This is a genomic window from Streptomyces sp. NBC_01450 (assembly GCF_036227505.1).
GTDB lineage: Bacteria > Actinomycetota > Actinomycetes > Streptomycetales > Streptomycetaceae > Streptomyces.
The window spans coordinates 1611707-1629197 of the sequence record NZ_CP109481.1; the positions used below are offsets into that span (position 1 = coordinate 1611707).

Annotated in this window: 20 protein-coding genes and 4 pseudogenes; 7 read left to right on the forward strand and 17 right to left on the reverse strand. The window is 68.7% G+C overall.

What is annotated here, in order from left to right; genetic code table 11:
• Positions 1-284 precede the first annotated feature (284 nt).
• Both OG568_RS56040 and OG568_RS56045 read left to right on the forward strand, forming a co-directional pair.
• The gene (locus OG568_RS56040) at positions 285-764 is read left to right on the forward strand and encodes a hypothetical protein (protein ID WP_329537696.1); all 480 of its coding nucleotides are present in this window, start codon (positions 285-287) and stop codon (positions 762-764) included.
• Positions 761-1276, forward strand: a complete 516-nt coding sequence (locus OG568_RS56045) for a transposase (RefSeq protein WP_329537697.1) — start codon at positions 761-763, stop codon at positions 1274-1276. Before OG568_RS56040 ends, OG568_RS56045 begins: the two co-directional genes overlap by 4 nt.
• 8 nt (positions 1277-1284) lie before the next feature.
• Here OG568_RS56045 and OG568_RS56050 read toward each other — a convergent pair whose 3' ends face one another.
• From OG568_RS56050 to OG568_RS56065, 4 genes are all read right to left on the reverse strand, one after another.
• Positions 1285-1620: a hypothetical protein gene (locus OG568_RS56050; RefSeq protein ID WP_329537698.1), complete on the reverse strand. Its 336-nt coding sequence runs from the start codon at positions 1618-1620 to the stop codon at positions 1285-1287.
• Positions 1621-1809: 189 nt separating this feature from the next.
• The gene (locus OG568_RS56055) at positions 1810-2394 is read right to left on the reverse strand and encodes a 3'-5' exonuclease (RefSeq protein WP_329537699.1); all 585 of its coding nucleotides are present in this window, start codon (positions 2392-2394) and stop codon (positions 1810-1812) included.
• A 489-nt stretch (positions 2395-2883) separates the two neighbouring features.
• Positions 2884-3105 (reverse strand): helix-turn-helix domain-containing protein, encoded by a 222-nt coding sequence (locus OG568_RS56060; protein WP_030724363.1) that lies wholly within the window; start codon positions 3103-3105, stop codon positions 2884-2886.
• The gene (locus OG568_RS56065; RefSeq protein WP_329537700.1) at positions 3105-3596 is read right to left on the reverse strand and encodes a DUF2975 domain-containing protein; all 492 of its coding nucleotides are present in this window, start codon (positions 3594-3596) and stop codon (positions 3105-3107) included. The genes OG568_RS56060 and OG568_RS56065 overlap by 1 nt, the downstream gene beginning before the upstream one ends.
• 258 nt (positions 3597-3854) lie before the next feature.
• Between OG568_RS56065 and OG568_RS56070 the strand changes: the two are divergent.
• Together OG568_RS56070 and OG568_RS56075 are read left to right on the forward strand one after the other, a co-directional pair.
• Positions 3855-4040: pseudogene (locus OG568_RS56070) on the forward strand (PHP domain-containing protein); the annotation flags it as partial.
• Between the two features lie 12 nt (positions 4041-4052).
• A pseudogene (locus OG568_RS56075) lies at positions 4053-4223 on the forward strand (protein-L-isoaspartate(D-aspartate) O-methyltransferase); the annotation flags it as partial.
• 405 nt (positions 4224-4628) lie between these two features.
• Here OG568_RS56075 and OG568_RS56080 read toward each other — a convergent pair.
• The 9 genes and pseudogenes from OG568_RS56080 to OG568_RS56120 all read right to left on the reverse strand — a co-directional run.
• Positions 4629-4751, reverse strand: a pseudogene (locus tag OG568_RS56080) (YnfA family protein); the annotation flags it as partial.
• 106 nt (positions 4752-4857) lie between these two features.
• Positions 4858-6411: an alpha/beta hydrolase gene (locus OG568_RS56085; protein WP_329537701.1), complete on the reverse strand. Its 1554-nt coding sequence runs from the start codon at positions 6409-6411 to the stop codon at positions 4858-4860.
• A 157-nt stretch (positions 6412-6568) separates the two neighbouring features.
• On the reverse strand, positions 6569-6853 hold the full coding sequence (locus tag OG568_RS56090; protein WP_329538340.1) for a hypothetical protein: 285 nt from the start codon (positions 6851-6853) through the stop codon (positions 6569-6571).
• A gap of 74 nt (positions 6854-6927) precedes the next feature.
• A pseudogene (locus OG568_RS56095) lies at positions 6928-7403 on the reverse strand (transcriptional regulator); the annotation flags it as partial.
• 269 nt (positions 7404-7672) lie between these two features.
• On the reverse strand, positions 7673-8059 hold the full coding sequence (locus OG568_RS56100) for an IS3 family transposase (RefSeq protein WP_329537702.1): 387 nt from the start codon (positions 8057-8059) through the stop codon (positions 7673-7675).
• Positions 8056-8349, reverse strand: a complete 294-nt coding sequence (locus OG568_RS56105; RefSeq protein WP_329537703.1) for a transposase — start codon at positions 8347-8349, stop codon at positions 8056-8058. Before OG568_RS56105 ends, OG568_RS56100 begins: the two co-directional genes overlap by 4 nt.
• Positions 8350-8468: 119 nt before the next feature.
• Positions 8469-8981, reverse strand: coding sequence for a GNAT family N-acetyltransferase (locus OG568_RS56110; RefSeq protein WP_329537704.1), 513 nt, complete (start codon positions 8979-8981; stop codon positions 8469-8471).
• Positions 8982-9169: 188 nt separating this feature from the next.
• Entirely contained in the window at positions 9170-9952 is a 783-nt protein-coding gene (locus tag OG568_RS56115) for an IS630 family transposase (protein WP_266624874.1), read from the reverse strand.
• Positions 9841-10311, reverse strand: coding sequence for a helix-turn-helix domain-containing protein (locus tag OG568_RS56120; protein ID WP_266624875.1), 471 nt, complete (start codon positions 10309-10311; stop codon positions 9841-9843). The genes OG568_RS56115 and OG568_RS56120 overlap by 112 nt, the downstream gene beginning before the upstream one ends.
• Before the next feature lie 182 nt (positions 10312-10493).
• On the opposite strand from OG568_RS56120, the gene OG568_RS56125 reads away from it, so the two are divergent.
• Positions 10494-11627, forward strand: coding sequence for an IS630 family transposase (locus tag OG568_RS56125; RefSeq protein ID WP_329537705.1), 1134 nt, complete (start codon positions 10494-10496; stop codon positions 11625-11627).
• Here OG568_RS56125 and OG568_RS56130 read toward each other — a convergent pair.
• Positions 11552-12706: an MFS transporter gene (locus tag OG568_RS56130; RefSeq protein ID WP_329537706.1), complete on the reverse strand. Its 1155-nt coding sequence runs from the start codon at positions 12704-12706 to the stop codon at positions 11552-11554. The genes OG568_RS56125 and OG568_RS56130 overlap by 76 nt on opposite strands.
• Before the next feature lie 118 nt (positions 12707-12824).
• Entirely contained in the window at positions 12825-13259 is a 435-nt protein-coding gene (locus OG568_RS56135; protein WP_329537707.1) for an Rrf2 family transcriptional regulator, read from the reverse strand.
• 277 nt (positions 13260-13536) lie between these two features.
• Between OG568_RS56135 and OG568_RS56140 the strand changes: the two genes are divergently transcribed.
• Positions 13537-14457 carry a recombinase family protein gene (locus OG568_RS56140; protein WP_329537708.1) on the forward strand — a complete coding sequence of 307 codons (921 nt, stop codon included), beginning with the start codon at positions 13537-13539 and terminating at the stop codon, positions 14455-14457.
• Between the two features lie 30 nt (positions 14458-14487).
• Here the strand turns inward: OG568_RS56140 and OG568_RS56145 are convergent, their stop codons facing one another.
• Complete coding sequence (locus OG568_RS56145) at positions 14488-14700, reverse strand: hypothetical protein (RefSeq protein ID WP_329537709.1); 213 nt, start codon at positions 14698-14700, stop codon at positions 14488-14490.
• Positions 14701-15197: 497 nt separating this feature from the next.
• Positions 15198-15764 (reverse strand): TetR/AcrR family transcriptional regulator, encoded by a 567-nt coding sequence (locus OG568_RS56150; RefSeq protein ID WP_329537710.1) that lies wholly within the window; start codon positions 15762-15764, stop codon positions 15198-15200.
• A gap of 151 nt (positions 15765-15915) precedes the next feature.
• On the opposite strand from OG568_RS56150, the gene OG568_RS56155 reads away from it, so the two are divergent.
• Positions 15916-17385, forward strand: coding sequence for an MFS transporter (locus OG568_RS56155; RefSeq protein WP_329538302.1), 1470 nt, complete (start codon positions 15916-15918; stop codon positions 17383-17385).
• Positions 17386-17491 lie beyond the last annotated feature (106 nt).

A 17491-nucleotide genomic window follows, 5' to 3' on the forward strand; every position in this document is an offset into this window, starting at 1 on the left:
GAGGTCGACCTCGCCGCCGCGTGTGCCAGGCCCGTTTGCGGCAGGCGGGAGAGCAGTACACCGCCGTCGACTTCGTCGACGGCATCAACGGACCACCGCACCCCCGGCACAACCTCGGCCCGCCCCCGTCGACCGCGACGACGACCAGACGCAGCCGGGGCACCCCGTCCCTTCCCGTACGACCACCGTACGGCGGGCGGTACCTGTGGCCCAGCCGTCGCTTCGGGCGGATCCGCCCGAAGCGACGAGCCCCTGAACTGCATCAACAGACCACTCGACTTGTCATGCAAGGACCTGACACGGGCACTTACGCGGAGGCAGCCGACACCGCCCCGCCCCAGGCCCTCCAGGTTGCCGACCGCTTTCACCTCTGGCAGAACCTCGCCTCTGCGGTCGAGAAGGCCGTCGCCAACCACCACTCCTGCCTGCATGCCCTTCCGCCGACCGCCCCGGAACCTGAACCCGCGTGGGAGACGCCCATCGCTGCGGCATCGGGCGAGGACACCGAGCCGGACGAACCGACCGGCAAGTTCGCCGAACGGGCTCGCGCCCACCACGCCCTCGTCCACCATCTCCTCGCCCAGGGCATGGGCCTGCGCCAAATCGCCCGCCACCTGGGCTGGGGACGGCAAACCGTCCAGCGGTACGCCCGGGCGGCCCGCTGGCAGGACATGGCCAAGGGCCGCAAGCGTCAACTCGCAGCAAACTCGACCCGTTCAAGCCTTACCTGGCCGACCGCTGGGCCGAGACCGACGGGAACGTGACCGTCCCCGGTTTCCACCGGGAGATCACCGCACGCGGTTTCCGCTGCCACTACTCCACCGTTCGCGACCGGATCCGCCGCGATCTGCCGCAGCAGGAAGACTTCACGCCCGGCCCACCACCCCTGTCGATACGGCAGGTGACCGGCTGGCTCACCCGCCATCCCGCCACACTGACCGACCAGGAGAAGCTGCACCGCAAGGCCGTACGCGACCGCTGCCCGGAACTGGCCTCCGCCGCAGAGCTGACCAGCTCGTTCGCCGAGATGCTCACCACCCTCAGCGGCGACCGTCTGCCCGAGTGGATCACCGAGGCCACCGACGCCGGCCTGCCCGGCATCAGCAGCTTCGCCACCGGTCTGAACAGCGACTTCGACGCGGTGACCGCCGCACTGACCACCGACTGGAACTCCGGCCCCGTCGAAGGAACAGTCAACCGGATCAAGATGCTCAAACTGCAGATGTCCGGCCGCGCAGGCTTCGGGCTGCTGCGTAAGCGGGTCCTGCTGTCCTGAGGCTGCGGTCAGCCCGCGTCCTCCACCAGTCCGAAGCCGTCCTGGAACTGTTCCAGAAACACCCGCCGCGACGGATCAGACTCCTCGCGGGCCATGGTGGCGAGCAGGCTGAGGAACTCGTCCTGCTGCTCACGTGTCAGCCTGCTCACGACGTGGGCGACGCCCTCCAGAACCTTGACGGCATCGTCTTGATCCGTTTGCTCGTGTTCACAGTCTTCGATGAGCCAGAGAACATCGACCAGAGTCTCGGCCAGAGCTCGCGTCAAGGAGGGGTGCGCAGCAGACATCGAGACGAACTCCCAGCAGGTCGGCGAACAGAGTCCCGTCATCTCAATACATGCCACTGACGATACGGTCAGCAACCGGTTCACGGAACTTGTGCCAGACTCTTCTTTTTTGGGCTCCACTGCACGGAGTTCTTTGGGCTCCATAGGCGGGCTGGATGGGGCGTGCGGGAAGGGTATTCGCGCCCCTGCAGCAAGGTGCTTCGGCCCCACTTCGATCGGGTGGTTCTGCTGGTCCGGGTGGGTGCGTCAGACGGGGTGTTCGACCGTGGCCGGCCAGACGCCCCGTCCGGACAGGTGGAGCACGAGGGCCGCGATGTTCCAGGCGTCGTCCTCGCCCCGGTGGTGACGGCCTTCAAGCCGCCGCCCGGCGATCTCCAGGGCCTGTGCCATGCCGGGGCGTTTGCGCAGACCATATGCCTCGGTGAAGACCGCCTTGGCGTTGGTGTGGTGGCGGCCGAAGGGGTAGGGCGTCCGTGTGGCCTGGCACTGCCGGGTGAACTGGTGTCGGTCGTAGTCGCCCCAACTGACCCACGGCCGGATGCCTGCGCGGTACTCGGCCGCCAGCAGCCGGCACGCCTCGGCGAAGCTGACCCCCTGATCGACTTCGTGTGGGGTGAGGCCGGTCAGCTCCGTGCAGAACTCGCTCACCGCAGACCGGACGGGCCTCACCAGGATCCGGTGCCGGGCGAGGCGCTCACCGGCGTCCAGATCGATGACGGCCAGTCCGATCTCGATGATCTCGCTGACCGCACCAGGCGGCTGGGAACCGGCCCAGCAGGTCGCCTCGACGTCCACGACGTTGACGAGGCGCTCGGTCCAGGTGCTCTCCATGACGGGGAGCGTAGGCAGGGGCGGCGGCTGGGGCACCTGGTTTTCGGGGCTGCCCCGACGCCGGCCCGCTCCATACCGTCCTCACCTGCGCCGGATTCCACCAGAACACCGCGCCGACGGCCGGCCGTGAAGCACTGGAAACGAACAATCCGCCTTCAAGGACCACGAGAACCACCCAAGACTCGCAGAACGCCCTCTGGCATGGCCTCGCCGTGTGTGGAGCCAGATCAACTTCTCACGTCGTGGGGCCACTTCCAGTCCATGCACTGGAGCCCAAGAAGGTGCTGACAAACAGCCGTACACCGCGGATCGCACGATCGGGTACCTCGGCCAGTCGCTCCAGCAGGCCCCGGATCTCCCCGGGCACGGCCCCGGGGTGCTCACGGAGTTGGTCAAAAGGCAGGCAGAATCGGCGATGACGCGTCGGCAGGCACGGCCTTCCCCTCGGATCCCGGGGCGCCGAGAAGTCCATGACCGTGGAAGGGCACGTCATCCGCCGGCGGCGTCCTCGGCCTCCCAGCGCAGCAGGTCGCCCGGCTGGCACTCGAGCACCTCGCAGAGCGCGGCGAGCGTCGCGAAGCGCACCGCCTTGGCGCGGCCGTTCTTGAGTACCGCCAGGTTGGCGGGCGTGATCCCCACGCGGTCCGCGAGCTCGCCCACGGACATTTTCCGCCTGGCCAGCATCACGTCGATGTCGACGGCGATCGGCATCAGATCACCTCGTCCAACTCGGCCTGCATCTGCGCTGCTTCGACGTCGCGCGCGACGGCCTGGGCGAGCAGCATCCGCAGTACGAGCACGATGAGCGCGACCCCCAGGATGGCCACGCCGACCCCGCCCATGATGACGGTGACGCCCGGGTCGTCCCGCTGGCCCGGCGCGTTGACGGCCGTGACCGCGAACCACACGAGGGCAGCCGCCACGATCGCGCCGATCACCCCGTCCACGTACCGGAAGGCGGCGTGGGAGAACACGGTTCCGCGTCGCACCATCGCCACCAGCCGCCACACACAGACCAGGGCGACCTGCACCGACACCATGCCCAGGATCGTGATCACGCGCAGCGCGGTCAGCGGGACCGACCCGTCCTCCGGGTCCCTCCCGCTGACCAACGCCCACACCATCCCCGCCTGTACGAACACGGTGCCCGCGAGCACCACCACGAGCACGGCGCGCAGCACACGCACTGTCAGCTTTCCCACGACCCATCCTTCCATCGAATAACGATGGGAAACTATCGAATCTCGATAGGTTAAGCAAGGGCTGGGACGGAGAGTGGCAGCCGACTCGAGGCCTTCACCGACAAGCGTGAGCATCCGCCACCTATCGCGAACGGTCACGGCAGGAAACCCCTGACGCCAAACACGCCCGAACGCACCATTTCGAACGTTTGTTTGAATTCTGAGTGATGGACACCTAAAGAGACGCAGGTCAGGCAGGGGGCACGCGAGCGACAGGAGGTGTGGGGCCATGGATCTACTCATCTGCACACCGCCTCCGGCTACTCAGCCCGCTACGGCGCCGCCCTGCCCGACGTCCTGGTCCAGCGCGCCGCGGAGCGCGGGATGACGTCGCTGGCGCTGACCGACCGGGACACCGTCGCCGGCACGGTCCGGTTCGCCAAGGCCGCCGTGGCCGCTGGAGTCCACGGATTCCTCGACTCACCGACGGTGCATCAGGGCGGTCCCCGCCGCCTGTGGGATGCACTGGAACGAATCCGCCACCGGCTCAACCACGAGGGCGGACCTCCCTTGCACGGCGCCCGGGTCACCATCACCCCGGACGGCAAGACCACCCTGTCCCGTGGCTCATGGTCCCTCACCCTCTAGCCACCTGACCCGCCCACCGCCCTACGCACCGTCCTCGACTACTACCTGGTCATGAACTTCGCCGCCGACGACCTCAGCGAACTCCCCGACCCGGCATACGCGTTGGCCACCTGCCCCTCGTGCACCGGTTCGTCGCCGACCAAGGCGCCTTCCTCGACCGCGTCCCGCCGTGTCCTGGCTCCGGGAGGAAGCCGACCCTCGCAAGACCCTGGGCATCACCGCGCCAAAGACCGAAGTCCTCACCTCCCGGTGGTCCGCCGTGAAGTGCATGAACCTTGAACGGCCGGCCTGCTTCGCCCCGCACCCGTAACCCCGCCTCAACCGACCGGAGAAGACCGCTTGAACAGCGAGCATGCTGGTAAGTCCGGCTATCAGAACCTGCGGAATGACCTGCGGTTGAGGTCGTCAGTTACCACGCGGGGCGTACATGATCACGGCCATTCCTGTGAGGCAGACGAGGGCTCCGATGACGTCGAAGCGATCGGGGCGGTATCCGTCGGCGATCATGCCCCAGGCGATCGACCCGGCATCCACCCGAAGGCGGTCTCGGACCGGGCGGTGTGGTGGTGCACGCCCGGGGCCCCTGCGAGCGAAACCGGTGTGCTGACGGCCGCCGGGCGGATCCGTACGGGCCTCAGGACATGCTGCCCCGGCACACCGTCCCCGGGGCCGGGGTGCGGCCCGTGCGGAGGTATTGGTCGACCGTCTCCGTGACGCAGCGGTTCTGCGGGTATGTGCCGTGGCCCTCCTCCTCGGCCGTCAGGAGCACGCCGACACCGTCGCCCAGGGCGCGGGCCATGTGGCGGGCGCCGGGGTAGGGGGTGATCGGGTCGCCGGTGCCGCCGACCACCAGGACGGGGGCCGCGCCGTCGGCGTTCACCTGGGGCGTGGCGCGCTCGCCGTCGAACGGCCAGTCGTAACAGAGGTAGACGCCGGTGGACCAGGCCGCGCCGAAGACGGGTGAGGCGGCTTTGACGCGGGCCTCGTCCCGGTCGAGGCGTTCGAAGCCGGGGCGCAGGCTGGAGTCCGCGCAGGTGATCGCGGTCCGGGCGGCGCGGCTGCTGTCGCGCGGGGTCGCCGCGCGGTCGGCGGAGCCGATGTCGTCCGCGCCCTTGCTCAGCGGACGGCCGTCGTTGTGGTCGATCAGCGCGGTGAGGGCCTTGGCGAGCGGCGCCCAGCCGTCCGTGCCGAGGCGGAGATGGTCGCTGACGGCGTACGCGAGGTCGTCGGCGTCGAGGTTCCTTCCGGCGCCGGCCGGGGCGGGCTTCTTCTCCAGGCGGTCGGCCAGGCGCGCCATGCGCCGCGCGGCCTCCTCGGGCCCGTCGCCGGTCGGGCAGTGGCGGATACGGGCCGCGCAGTGCGCGGCGAACCGGTCGAACGCCGCCTGGACCGCCTTGACCTGCGACACCTGCTCCTCGTCGAGGTCCTCGGTCGGATCGATGGACGCTTCGAGGACGAGCCGTCCCACGTGCGACGGGTACAGGTGGGCGTAGACCGCGCCGAGCGCCGTTCCGTACGAGACGCCGAAGTAGTGCAGCCGCTCGTCGCCGAGGAGGTAGCGCATCAGGTCGAGGTCGCGCGCGGTGTGCGAGGTGCCGATGTACGGGAGGAGCGCCCGGGAGTGCTCGGCGCAGGCGTCGGCCCCGTCGTGGCCGGTGTCGTCCGCGGTCTTCCCGCAGCGCACGGGGATGGTCGCGCCAACGCCGCGCGGGTCGAAGGAGACCAGGTCGTAGCGGTCGAGGAGCGGCTTGTACTGGTTGAGGCGTTCGGGCAGTCCACTCACGCCGGACACGCCGGGGCCGCCGAAGTTGAGGACGAGCGAGCCGATGCGCAGGGCGTTCGGGCCGGTGGCCTTGCGGCGGATCAGGGCGACGTCGATCGTCCTGCCGTCTGGTTTCCGGTAGTCGAGGGGGGCCTTCATGGTGGTGCAGTCGTAGCCCGTGCGCGCGGTGGGCGGCGAGGTGCAGTTGGACCAGTGGAGGTGCTGGCCGGTGGTGAGCGCGGTGGGCAGACCGGCGGGCGGGTTGTTCGCGGTGAACTCCGTACGCGGCTCCGCACTCCGGCCGCGAGCGTCGTGCTGGAGCCAGGCGCCGACGGCCCCGATCGCGGCGAGGACGACCCCGGCGATGATGCGCGCGCCGACCGAGAGGCCCGGTCTGCGGCTTCGTATCGGATGTGCGTCACTCATCGAAATCCCCGCGCTCCCGCCCCTGGACGCCCGCCCCGTGCCCGCATGCCCGTACCCGTGATCGTCCGAGCGTCCGATCGTCGAATGAGTGCAGGGTACAAGCCGCCTCTGACAGCACGGCTCGCGAGAGTGCCCAGAAATTTAGACCGCCCCGTGCTCACGCGACTCCTCCTGCGGTCCGGCCCGGCGTGTGCTGGACGCCGGGCTGCTTGGTGTGCGGCGGCGAGGCCGTCACCGGGGCGGGCTGTGGCCGGGGGCCACGGGCGACGGCGCGTTCCCGCATGCAGTCCTGGAGCCTGGCGGCCAGCCGGGCGGCTGCTTCGAAGGTCCGGCGGGACTGCTCCACCGTGTCGACGTCGACGCCGGACTCCTGTTCCAGAAGGCGGCCGGCCCTCCGGCCGGTGTGGAACGGCCGCGGGTGCGACCTCGATGCGGCAGGCACGGCGACGGCGTACGGCCGGGAGCCCAGGCGCTCCGCACGTCGCGCTGCGTTGACCCGGGCGGCCAGGGCGCCGGCAGCGAGGCGGACCCGAAGAAGTCGGCGGCGACGATGGCTTGTGCTTGGGAGCTCAAGAAGTTCGCCCAGGCAGTGTGGTCCCGGTCGGGCGCGGGGTCGATGCCGTGCTCCTTGAGGATGTTCCACACGGTGGCGGCGGCGACCTTGATGCCGAGAGCGGCGAGTTCGCCGTGGATGCGCCGGTACCCCCAGTGGGGGTCCTGGCCGGCGAGCCTCAGCACCAGGACCCGGACAGAGCGTATGGTGCGCGGTCTCCCGGGGCGCTTGGTCCGGGAGGCATTGCCGTGGCGTCGGCGGAGCAGGTCACGGTGCCGGCGCAGCACCGTGTCGGGGAGACGATCAGCTGGAGTCGGCGAAGTTGTACCCGGGGGCGGCGGTGCAGGAGTGCGGCGAGCAGCGCGCGGTCCGGCCAGGTGAGCCTCGGCCTGTCGATCTTCCGCTGCAGCACGACGAGTTGGTGGCGCAGCGCCAGGATCTCGGCGTCCTTGCCTCAATCGCCCATCGGCAGGAGCCGTATCAAGGTGAACATGCTCGTCAGGGCCAGGTAGGGCAGTCGCAGCAGCACCCGACCATCCTGGCGCCGCCCGGGGCCGCCCGGCAATCACCGAGGACCCACCATCACCGTCGACCGGCAGGAACTCAAGACACCCCCCTACACGGCCTGACCAGCATGGATGAGGTTTCTGGCACCTACAACCCCACCAGCACAGCATCACGCGAAGAAGCCCAAGGCGTACTTCGACGTCATGCCCGCAACCCGCTGATCAGACCACGCGGGTTGGGCACCGCCTGGGCGGCGGGGTCCGGAATGGTGGTGCGGTGTCGATGCTTCAGCCTCCGCCCCTGGATGGCGTGTTGGCGCGTGAGCCGTTCGACGCGTTCGCGGTTGACGACCACACCGTCCGCGCGAAGCCCGGCGGTGATCCGCTTGGCCCCGTACGTCTTTCCGGATTCCGTGTGGACCTTGCGTATCCGGCGGGTGAGTGCAGCGTCCGCGGCCTGTTTCGCGGCGCGGGCCGGGGCGGTCTTCAGCCACCGGTAGAACCCGGACCTCGACCAATTCAACACGGTGCACAGCCGCTTCACGCCGAAGGCGCCGCGGTGGTCGGCAACGAACTCGAAGCGGCTCACCAGTTCGTCTCGCCCACAGAATACTTGGCCGCCCGGCGCGGAATGTCACGTTCCATCTCCAGCTCGCGCACCTGCTTGCGCAAGGCCGCGACCTCCGCGACCTCCGCGTCCTTCGCCGACTCCGCAACTGCCTCGGGCCGCTCGGCCTTCTCCGCCGTCTTGGTCCACTGCCGCAGCGTCTCGTGATGCACACCCAGCTCGGCGGCGATACGCGAGACGGGCCGGCCCGACGAACGGGCCAACGCCACCGCGTCGGCCCGGAACTCCGCCGAGTACTTGTAGGTCCCCACCCGGGACTCCCCTCCCTGGACTCAAGATCCAGTGTCGAGGTGTCCACGATCAAGGTGGAGGGCCCCCGGGTTCCGCCAAGGGCGGTGCGGCTGTGCGAGGGTTTGCCTCATTGGCACGGTCAGCGCTTGTCAGGGCAGGGGAAGTCGTCTCGGGCCAGGGCGTAGACGGTGCAGGGGCGGTTGAGGACCCTGTCCTCGCGTAGCGGTGTGAATCCGAGGCGCTGGGCGACGGCGGACGAAGCAGTGTTGCCGTGATGGATCATGGCGGTGATCTGCTTGAGCTCTAGGGAGCCGAAGCCCCACGCGAGAACGGCCTGGGCCGCTTCTGTGGCGTAGCCCCGCCTCCAGTGGGTGCGAGCGAAGGTCCAGCCGATCTCGGTCTCGCCGAACTGCTCCCACCAGTTGAGGCCGCAGCGTCCAATCGTCTGTCCGGTGCTGAGCAGTTCGACGGCGCACAGTCCGTGACCACGCTGCGTCCATTGCTGCTGGATGTCGCGCAGGCGCGCGGCCGCCTGCTCACGGGTGTAGCTGCCGACGAACCGGTTGACCTCGTTGTCGGCATGGAGGCGCACCCACCAGTCGGCGTCGGCTTCGGTGAGCGGGCGTAACCGGAGGCGTTCTGTGGTGATCACTGTTGTTCAGCCCTTGCTTTCCATGGGTTGTTGAGGCGGAGCGCTACTTGGCCGACGGCATTGGCTGCGTCTGTGCTGAGGATGTGTTCTGTGGCGCGTGTCGGCGGATGACGGCGTGCGCCGCTTCGGCCGCACCGAGGCCGAGCGTGATGAAGACGGCGCCGACGGTGCCTAGTAGACTGTCGCAGCTAATTCCTGGGATAGAGGTGGCGCAGTTTGATGCGTGCGTCGTGGGTGGTGAACTGCCAGTCCACCTGACGTTGGTCGGTGTTGGTGGCGTTCTGCCAGGCTGAGAGTTCGGTGTTGAGGGTGTCGAGGTCGCCGATCCGGCGGTCGAGACATTGCCTGGTCAGCGCGGAGAGTTCGATCTCGGCGATGTTGAGCCATGACCCGTGCTTGGGCGTGTGGTGGATCTCGAGGCGCTGAGCCAGGGCGAAGGCCTCTTCTGGTTCGAATGCCTCGTACAGTGAGGCGATGCCGTGGGTGTTGAGGTTGTCCATCACCAGCACAACCGTCTCGGCATCGGGGTAGTCCACGCTCAGCAGCTGCCTGACCTGGCCGGCCCAGTCGATCCGGGTCCTCTGGGACAGTGCCTGAACTCGACGCCACCCGCGCAGGGGTTCGACCCATACGAAGATCGAGCACGTGCCGCAGCGGATGTACTCGCTGTCCTGGCAGGCGTCGTGACCTGGGCGGGCCGGGAGCGGGTCGCGGACATGGCCGAGGAGCTGGTAGGGCTTCTCGTCCATGCACACGACCGGACGTGCCGGGTCATAGGGCCGGGCATAGACGGCCAGTACGTCTTCCATCCGGGCCGCGAACTCCGCGTTCGCCCGTGGTGGGATGGTCCAGCACTTCTTCAGGTGAGGACGCAGTTCCGTTTTTTTAAGACCCGGCCGATGGTGGAATGGTCCAGATCGGGGATGTCCTCGACCAGTGCGACGTGCTTCTCCAGCAGCCGCAGCGACCACCGGGTATAGCCCTGGGGTGGCTGTGAGCACGCCATCGCGATCAGCCGGGCTTCGACCTCACCGGTCACCGGTGAGGGCACCGGCGGGAGGTCGCGCTTCTTCCGCGCGATGGTGGCGTGAACATCGCCACCGGTTTCGGTGAAACGCTTGGCGACCAGCCGCAACGTCTCACCGGAGACGCCGAGCCGGGCCGCGATCACCTCCTGCGAGCCGATCCCGCCTGCAGAGGTGTCGAGTGCGAGCAGCACCCTCGCCCGCCTGATTACCGAGGCCGGATGAACCCCCGTCGTGGTCACCCGGACCAACTCCTCGCGGTCCTGCGCGGTCAGCACCACCGGCCTCTTCTTCTGCGAACCCATCGCACCAGTCCTGTCCGGCAGAGCGGGAGAGGAATCTGCCAGACGCAAGCCTCTCAATCAAACAGCCCATACCTAAGCAGCGACACGCTACTAGTGCCGCGGCAGGCAACGTTTGCCCTGTTGTGATGTGACGCGCCGCCTCGGTGCTGTGCCGGGCGGCGCGGGTCCGTCACGCTGTCCGGGTGGCGGAACGAGTACGTGTACGCGAGATCGACGATGACGAGGGCAGACGGCTGCTTCGGATCATCCGCCGGGGCACCGGGTCGGTGGTGACCTGGCGGCGTGCCCAGATGATCCTGCTGTCCGCGCAGGGCATGCCGGTGGCGAAGGTCGCCGAAGTGACGTTCACCAGCGATGACCGGGTCCGCGATGTGATCCACAACTTCAACACCGACGGCTTCGACTCCCTGTATCCGAAGTACAAGGGTGGTCGGCCGAAGACCTTCACCCTGCCTGAGCGGCGCGAGATCAAGAAGATCGCGAAGTCCAAGCCGGCCGAGCACGACCTGCCGTTCTCGACCTGGAGTCTGACCAAGCTGGCGGACTTCCTGGTCGCCGAGGGGGTGGTCGACGACATCAGCCACGAGGGCCTGCGCATCCTGCTCCGCGAGGAAGGCGTCTCCTTTCAACGCCTGAAGACCTGGAAGACCTCCCGCGACCCCGACTACGCGGCCAAGAAGGCCCGCGTCGAACACCTCTACGCGATCGCCGACGGCGAGGTCATACCTGAAGAGGGCGAGCCCGAAGTCGTCTTCTGCATGGACGAGTTCGGGCCCCTCAACCTGATGCCCCACCCGGGCCGGCAGTGGGCCGAACGCGGCGGCAGGCACAAAGACCCCGACCGCGAACCCCGCCGCAGGCGGCGGGCGACCTACAACCGCTACGACGGAGTGCGGCACCTGTTCGCCGCCCTGGACCTGGCCAAGGACAAGCTCTACGGCCACATCAAGCCGGTCAAGAAGCGCACCCAGTTCCTGGAGTTCTGCCGCTACCTGCGCAGCCTCTATCCACCCGAGGTCCGCATCGCGATCGTCTGCGACAACTTCTCCCCGCACCTGACCACGAAACGGTGCCAGCGGGTCGGCACCTGGGCCACCACAAACAACGTCGAGATCGCCTACACCCCCACCAACAGCTCCTGGCTCAACCGCATCGAGGCCCAGTTCACCGCCCTGCGCTACTTCACCCTCGACGGCACCGACCACGCCAGCCACAAGGAACAGGGCAGCATGATCCGCCGCTACATCATCTGGCGAAACCGCCACGCCGATGACCGGCGCCTACGCGCCCTCGTGGACAGGGCAAACGTTGCCTGATGCGGCACTAGCCAGTGGGCGCCGAACCGCGCCATGCCAGCTTGTCCGACCAGGGGTGCGACCGAGACACCGATGTAGACCGTGGCTGAGGCAAGTCCGGTGAGCAGGGGGGCTGCTGTCGGCAGGGTGGTGATCAGGCGGTGGGTTTGCGGTGCCAGGAGCCCCCATCCGCACACGCCCCAGACCAGGAGTGCCGCGATGGTGGAGGTCAGGTGTGCGCTCGTCCACGGCAGCAGTGCGAAGTCGATCGCGGCCACGGTGATCGCGGTGTTGATGATGCGGCGGCTGCCGAAGCGGTCGATCAGGCCGCCCGAGCCAAGGGTTCCGGCGGTGGCAGCCAGGCCCCACACGCACAGCAGCGCGGCGAGGGTGGTGCCGCTGCCGCCGGTGGCGCGGTTGAGGCTTTCGCCGATGAAGGAGTAGACGGTGTACAGGCCGGTGTAGACGAGGAGGGTGGTCAACAGGGTCAGGCCGATGCGGCGGTCGGTGAGCGGGGCGACGCGGGTGCGCAGCGGGACTGCCGGGGGCGTGGAGATCGCGGGCAGGAGCAGGGCGATGGCGACGGCGGCCAGCATTCCGAGTGCGGAGACGAACAGCATGGTGGCGCGCCAGTTGCCGGTGAGGCTGCCGAGCGCTGTGCCGATGGGCGCACCCAGGGCGGTCGCGGCGCTGAGGCCGGTCATGACGGTGGCGATGGCCCTGCCGCGGTGCTCCGGGGGAGCCAGCGCGGCGGCTGCGGCGACTGCGGCGGGGGTGACCATGGCTCCGCCGAGCCCGGCGAGCGCTCGCGCGGCCAGGGCCACGCCGAAGACGGGAATGAAGGCGGTCACGAGGTTGCCGGCGGTGAAGATGGCGAATCCGGCGAGAAACAGCATGCGGCGTGGCCAGCGGGTGGTGAGTGCCGCCATGACAGGGCCGAGGACGGCGTAGGTTAAGGCGTAGGCACTCAGCAGCCAACCCGCGGTGCCGACGGGAACGCCGAGGGAGTCCGCCGCGTCCGGCAGGATCCCGGCGATGACGAAGCTGTCAGTGCCGATAGCGAACATTCCGGCGGCGAGGACGACAAGCGATCGGTACACGATGCAGGGGCCTCCAGGTATTCTGATGTAACAGAGATGGTTACGACTGCGCTCCGAAGAGAGGCCGGTCCGCGGGGACCGGCCGACAGGAGCTGCTGGCTGGAACTGCTGGCTGGAATCAAGGGCCGGGAACCGTCTCCCTCGCCATGTCAGCAACGGTTACGGCTGCTAGTTCGGCTCTCATCGCCCCCTCCGCACGGCCGTACACCTCCCGCAGCACGGGCGGGATGCCCCTGCCGACCGGGCACTCCTGATTGGGAGGCGCAGGGTGAAGCGCGATGAGCGGATTGGGCTCGACAGCGAGGTAGACATCCCTCAGGGTGATCGACTCCGGAGTGCGGGCCAGCCGCCAGCCCGCCCCTTGACCGCGCTGCGACTCCACCAGACCCGCATCCCTCAGACGTCCGAGGGTGCGGCGAATGACGACAGGGTTGGTGTTGACGCTGGCGGCGATCTGTTCGGACGTCACGATGCCATCGGGGCGCTTGGGGCAGACCCGCGCCATCCAAGTCAGCGCGTGCGTGGCCACAGTCATGCGACTGCTTGCGCCCATGATGCCTCCCGTCAACTGTGTCGCAACTGATTCTGTTACGACGCGGGTCGCGTGTCCAGCCCTACCCCGCCCCCCGACCCCAGTGATCGCCGTCGCGGTCGCCGGGTCCGGCGGTGAGGCCATCGCCACCTTCGGCGAGCGCCGACTCGCCTGACTGATCCGCCGCGAGATCGACCGTCGGCCGGACGCGCCTGATGTGACACCCCGTTTCATAGGCGGTCGCTCGTAAAACACCCGCCCGCCCGGCGGTCCACCTGCGGCGATCACGTTTCATGAGTTGTTGCAAACAGCTGGACTCCTGAAACACCCTCATGAAACGCTCCAGGGCGCGAGCAACGACTTCAAGCTCGTGGAATCGCGCGACTGCCCGATGTCCACCTGCGCGGCCCCCGCGGGTTCCCCGTGCCGGACCGGCAAGGGCAAAGTGGCCATCCAGTACCACACCGCCCGCTTCCGCCTCGTGCCCCAACTCGCCAAGATGCTCAGCGTGCCGACCCCCGCCCTACGCAAGCCGGGGTCGGCGTGGACCGTGCTGCCCCGGCCGGTGAGCGCCGGCGCCGAACCGGTCGGGCACATCCGCCTCGGCTACGCACGGGCCTCGACCGCCCGACAGTCCCTCGACGCGCAGCTCGACTCCCTCGCCGAGGCCGGGGCGACCCGGGTCTTCTCAGAGAAGATCTCCACCCGCGCCACCCGGCGCCCCGAGCTGGACGCCGCCGTGAAGCTCGCCGGGGAGATTCGCTCCTCCGGCGTCGCCGTGACCCTCGTCGCCCACGAGCACAAGCGGCTCGGCCGCGGCATCGAACTCGCCATGCTCACCGAAGAGCTGAAGGCCAGCGACGTCGGCCTGGAGTTCCTCACCGGAGAACTGAAGGGCTCGCACGACCCCTCCGGGATCGTGTTCAACGTGCTCGCGGCCATGTCCGGCATGGAGCGCGAGTACATCCGCGACCGCACCCTCGAAGGCCACGAGTCCGCCCGCAAGCGCGGCAAGACCATCGGCGGCGCGGGCGTTACGAACGACGACATGCTGTCCATGGCCCTCCACCTGCGCGACCAGGAGATGAGCCTTCGCGACATCGCCAAGAGGCTCGTCATCACCACCGGCACGAAGAAGGGCCAGCACCCCTCACCCGCCACCGTCATGCGGATGCTGCTCGAGCACGACGCGAAGGCCGCCACAGCGGCGAGCGTGTGATCATCCGCTACTTTGCGGCTGGTGTCTGGGCTAGGACCCCGAGGCCTGGTCCAAGTGCACGGGCAGCCCGCCGTGCTGAAACCGGAGGTCCACCACCGAGCCGATCGGCGCCCCCTCCGGCTGGACGAACTCGAGGTCGGCCTGCGTGTCCCGGTTGCGGAGCCAGGCGGCGGCCGCCGACTTCACATACAGGTGGTCGGCGCTGTTCCCCCCGCGGGCGTGACTGCCGGAGCTCCGCGCCAAGGACGCCACCGAACTCGCCCAGCTGCGGACGGACGTCGAGCATCTCGTCCGCGTCGTCAACCAACTGACCACGCACAACCGACAGCTCCTCCACGCGCTGTCCCAGCCCAATCCTCCGGTCCGGGCCCTGCCGACCCAGCCACACCCAGACCGGGGCCACTGAGCTGCGGGCATCCCGCGCGGTGGAGCACGGTCCAGCACTACGAGAGTTGAGTCGCCCCGCGCCGCTACAAGGGGAATGACCCAGATACGCCAGAAACCCGCCACGGGATGATCTTGGAGTCCGGATGGCCGCCGACGAACTCGACGCCTACAACCCGCACCTGGACGTCGACTTCACCCCGATCCGCGGCGACGGCCCGCCGACCGACGGATTCAGCCAGGCCGCGTGAGCCAGCCAAGGGCCGGATGCCTGAGCTGGCCGGGCGCGTGTCGGCGAGCACCTCACGGAGCCCTGGCACCGCGTCCGAGGGCTGATCGCGGGAACCGGGTTGAGGTCACAGCAATCGGTCGACCAGGCCGTCGATGTAGTCCGGGGCGAGCGGGCCCATGCCGAACAGGACGCGGATATACATCGGGGCCAGGATGTGGTCCAGCACGTCGAACGCGTCGGGTGCGTGCTCGCCACGGTCGCGGGCGCGATCGAGCATGGACTGCAGTTGGCGGGTGCGCTCGGCGCGGAGGTCGGCACCAGCCTGCAGGCCCTGCCGACCGCTGCTCGACAGGGCGACGGCCAGGTGCAGCACCGCCGGACCGTCGGGTCCGGTGATCTCGCGGGCCACTTGGGCCGCGTAAGTGCGCAGGTCGCCAGCCAGGCTCCCGGTGTCGGGCATCGGCGACTGCGCATTGAGGCGGGTGAGCGCCACGTCGGTGAGCAGGGTTTCCAGGTTGGCCCACCGGCGGTAGATGCTGCTGTCGGCTACGCCTGCGCGGGCTGCGACCTCGCCGACGGTGAAGTTGCCGTAGCCGCGCTCACTGATCAGGTCGGTGACGGCCTGGTGCACCTGCGCGCCGACGCGGGCGCTGCGCCCACCGGGCCGCCGGGCTCGCTGTCGCTCGTTCATGCCCCCACCTTAACGCAGTCACGACTTGCGTTTGCGAGGCCACCCTCTTTATAGTCGCCTAACGCAGTCACTGACTGCTTTAGGGCGCTCAGCTGTATCGCCACCCGCATCGACCGTGACCGGGCGCAACTACCGATTGAGGGGGATCCCCATGGCTGCATCGCATGCGACCGTAGGCAGTCGATCGAACCGGGCTGTGCTGCTCACGGTGACCTGCCTGGGCCAGTTCATGGTCCTGCTCGACAACACGATTGTTGGAGCGGCGCTGCCCGATATGCAGCACCGGCTGCACACTCAGCTGACCGGTCTGCAATGGATCGTCGACGCGTACGTACTGCTGGTCGCCATGCTGCTGCTGTCCGGTGGTGTCTTCGCCGACCGGTTCGGCCGCAAGCGGGTGTACCTGACCGGCGTGGCGGTGTTCACCGCCGCGTCGCTGCTGTGCAGCCTCGCGCCCTCGCTCGGCTGGCTTATCGCCGGCCGGGTGCTGCAGGGCATCGGGGCCGCGGCGCTGAGCCCTGCCTCGCTCGCCCTGCTCGCCGCCGCCCATCCCGCGCCGCAAGAACGAATCAAGGCGATCGGGATGTGGGCCGGATTCAGCGGAATCGGTCTGGCCGCAGGCCCCGTGGCTGGCGGCGTGCTGACGGATGCCTTCGGCTGGCCCGCCATCTTCCTGGTGAATCTGCCCATCGGCGTGGTCCTTCTGCTGTTCGGTCTGCACAGCCTTGAAGAGACCCGCAATCCGAGCGCCCCCGCGATCGACATCCCGGGGACGGTGCTGTCCGTTCTGGGAGTGGGGGTGCTGACCTACGGGCTGATCGAGGGTGGTGCCCGCGGCTGGACGTCGCCGGCGATCCTGGGCAGTTGCACCGCCGCGGTGATCCTCCTCGCCGCCTTCGTCGCCGTCGAAGCGCGTCGTTCCGCGCCGATGCTGCCGATGCGGCTGTTTGGGCAGCGCCTGTTCACCGTGTCCAACACCGCCATGGTCGTGGTGGGGTTCGCGCTCATGGGTTCGTCGTTCTTCTTCTCCCAGTTCTTCGTGTACGTCCAGGGCAGCTCGATCCTGCGCGCCGGCCTGCAGACCCTGCCGGTATCCCTCGCCATGGTGATCGTCAGCCCGTACGCGGGCCGGCTCGCCGCCCGGTACGGCTTCCGAATCGTGGTTACCACCGGCCTGGTCCTGGCCGGCCTGGGACTGCTGGCGCTCGGTATGGTGCACGCCGACACCGGCTACGGGAACGTGTGGTGGCGGCTGGGAGTCGTCGGCATCGGCTTCGCCCTGACCATGTCCCCACTGACGGGAGCCGCCATCCAAGCAGTCAGCCCGCAGGAAGGCGGCCTCGCATCAGGCATCAGCAGCACCACCCGGCAGATCGGCGCGGTGCTCGGCGTGGCGGTACTCGGAGCTATCGTCCGCACCCGGCAATCCGGCGGCGCCTCCTTCGAGACGGGCCTCAACAGCGCCTTCGTCGCGGCTGGCGCCATCACATTGGCCACCGCCGTGTTCACCGGCCTGTGGCTGGCGAGGGCCAAGCCCGCGGAAGGCTCCGTGGCGCCGCAACGTTCCACCGATGCAGATGCGGTCACCACCTCGAACGTGGCATCCGCGAACAGCCGTTGACAACAACAACCGCCTCGGCTGGGAGGTGTCCCGCTGGAGGCTCCTCCAGCGGGACACCTCCCAGCACACACCAGGATGACGCCCTAGGTCCACTAGAGAGGAACCG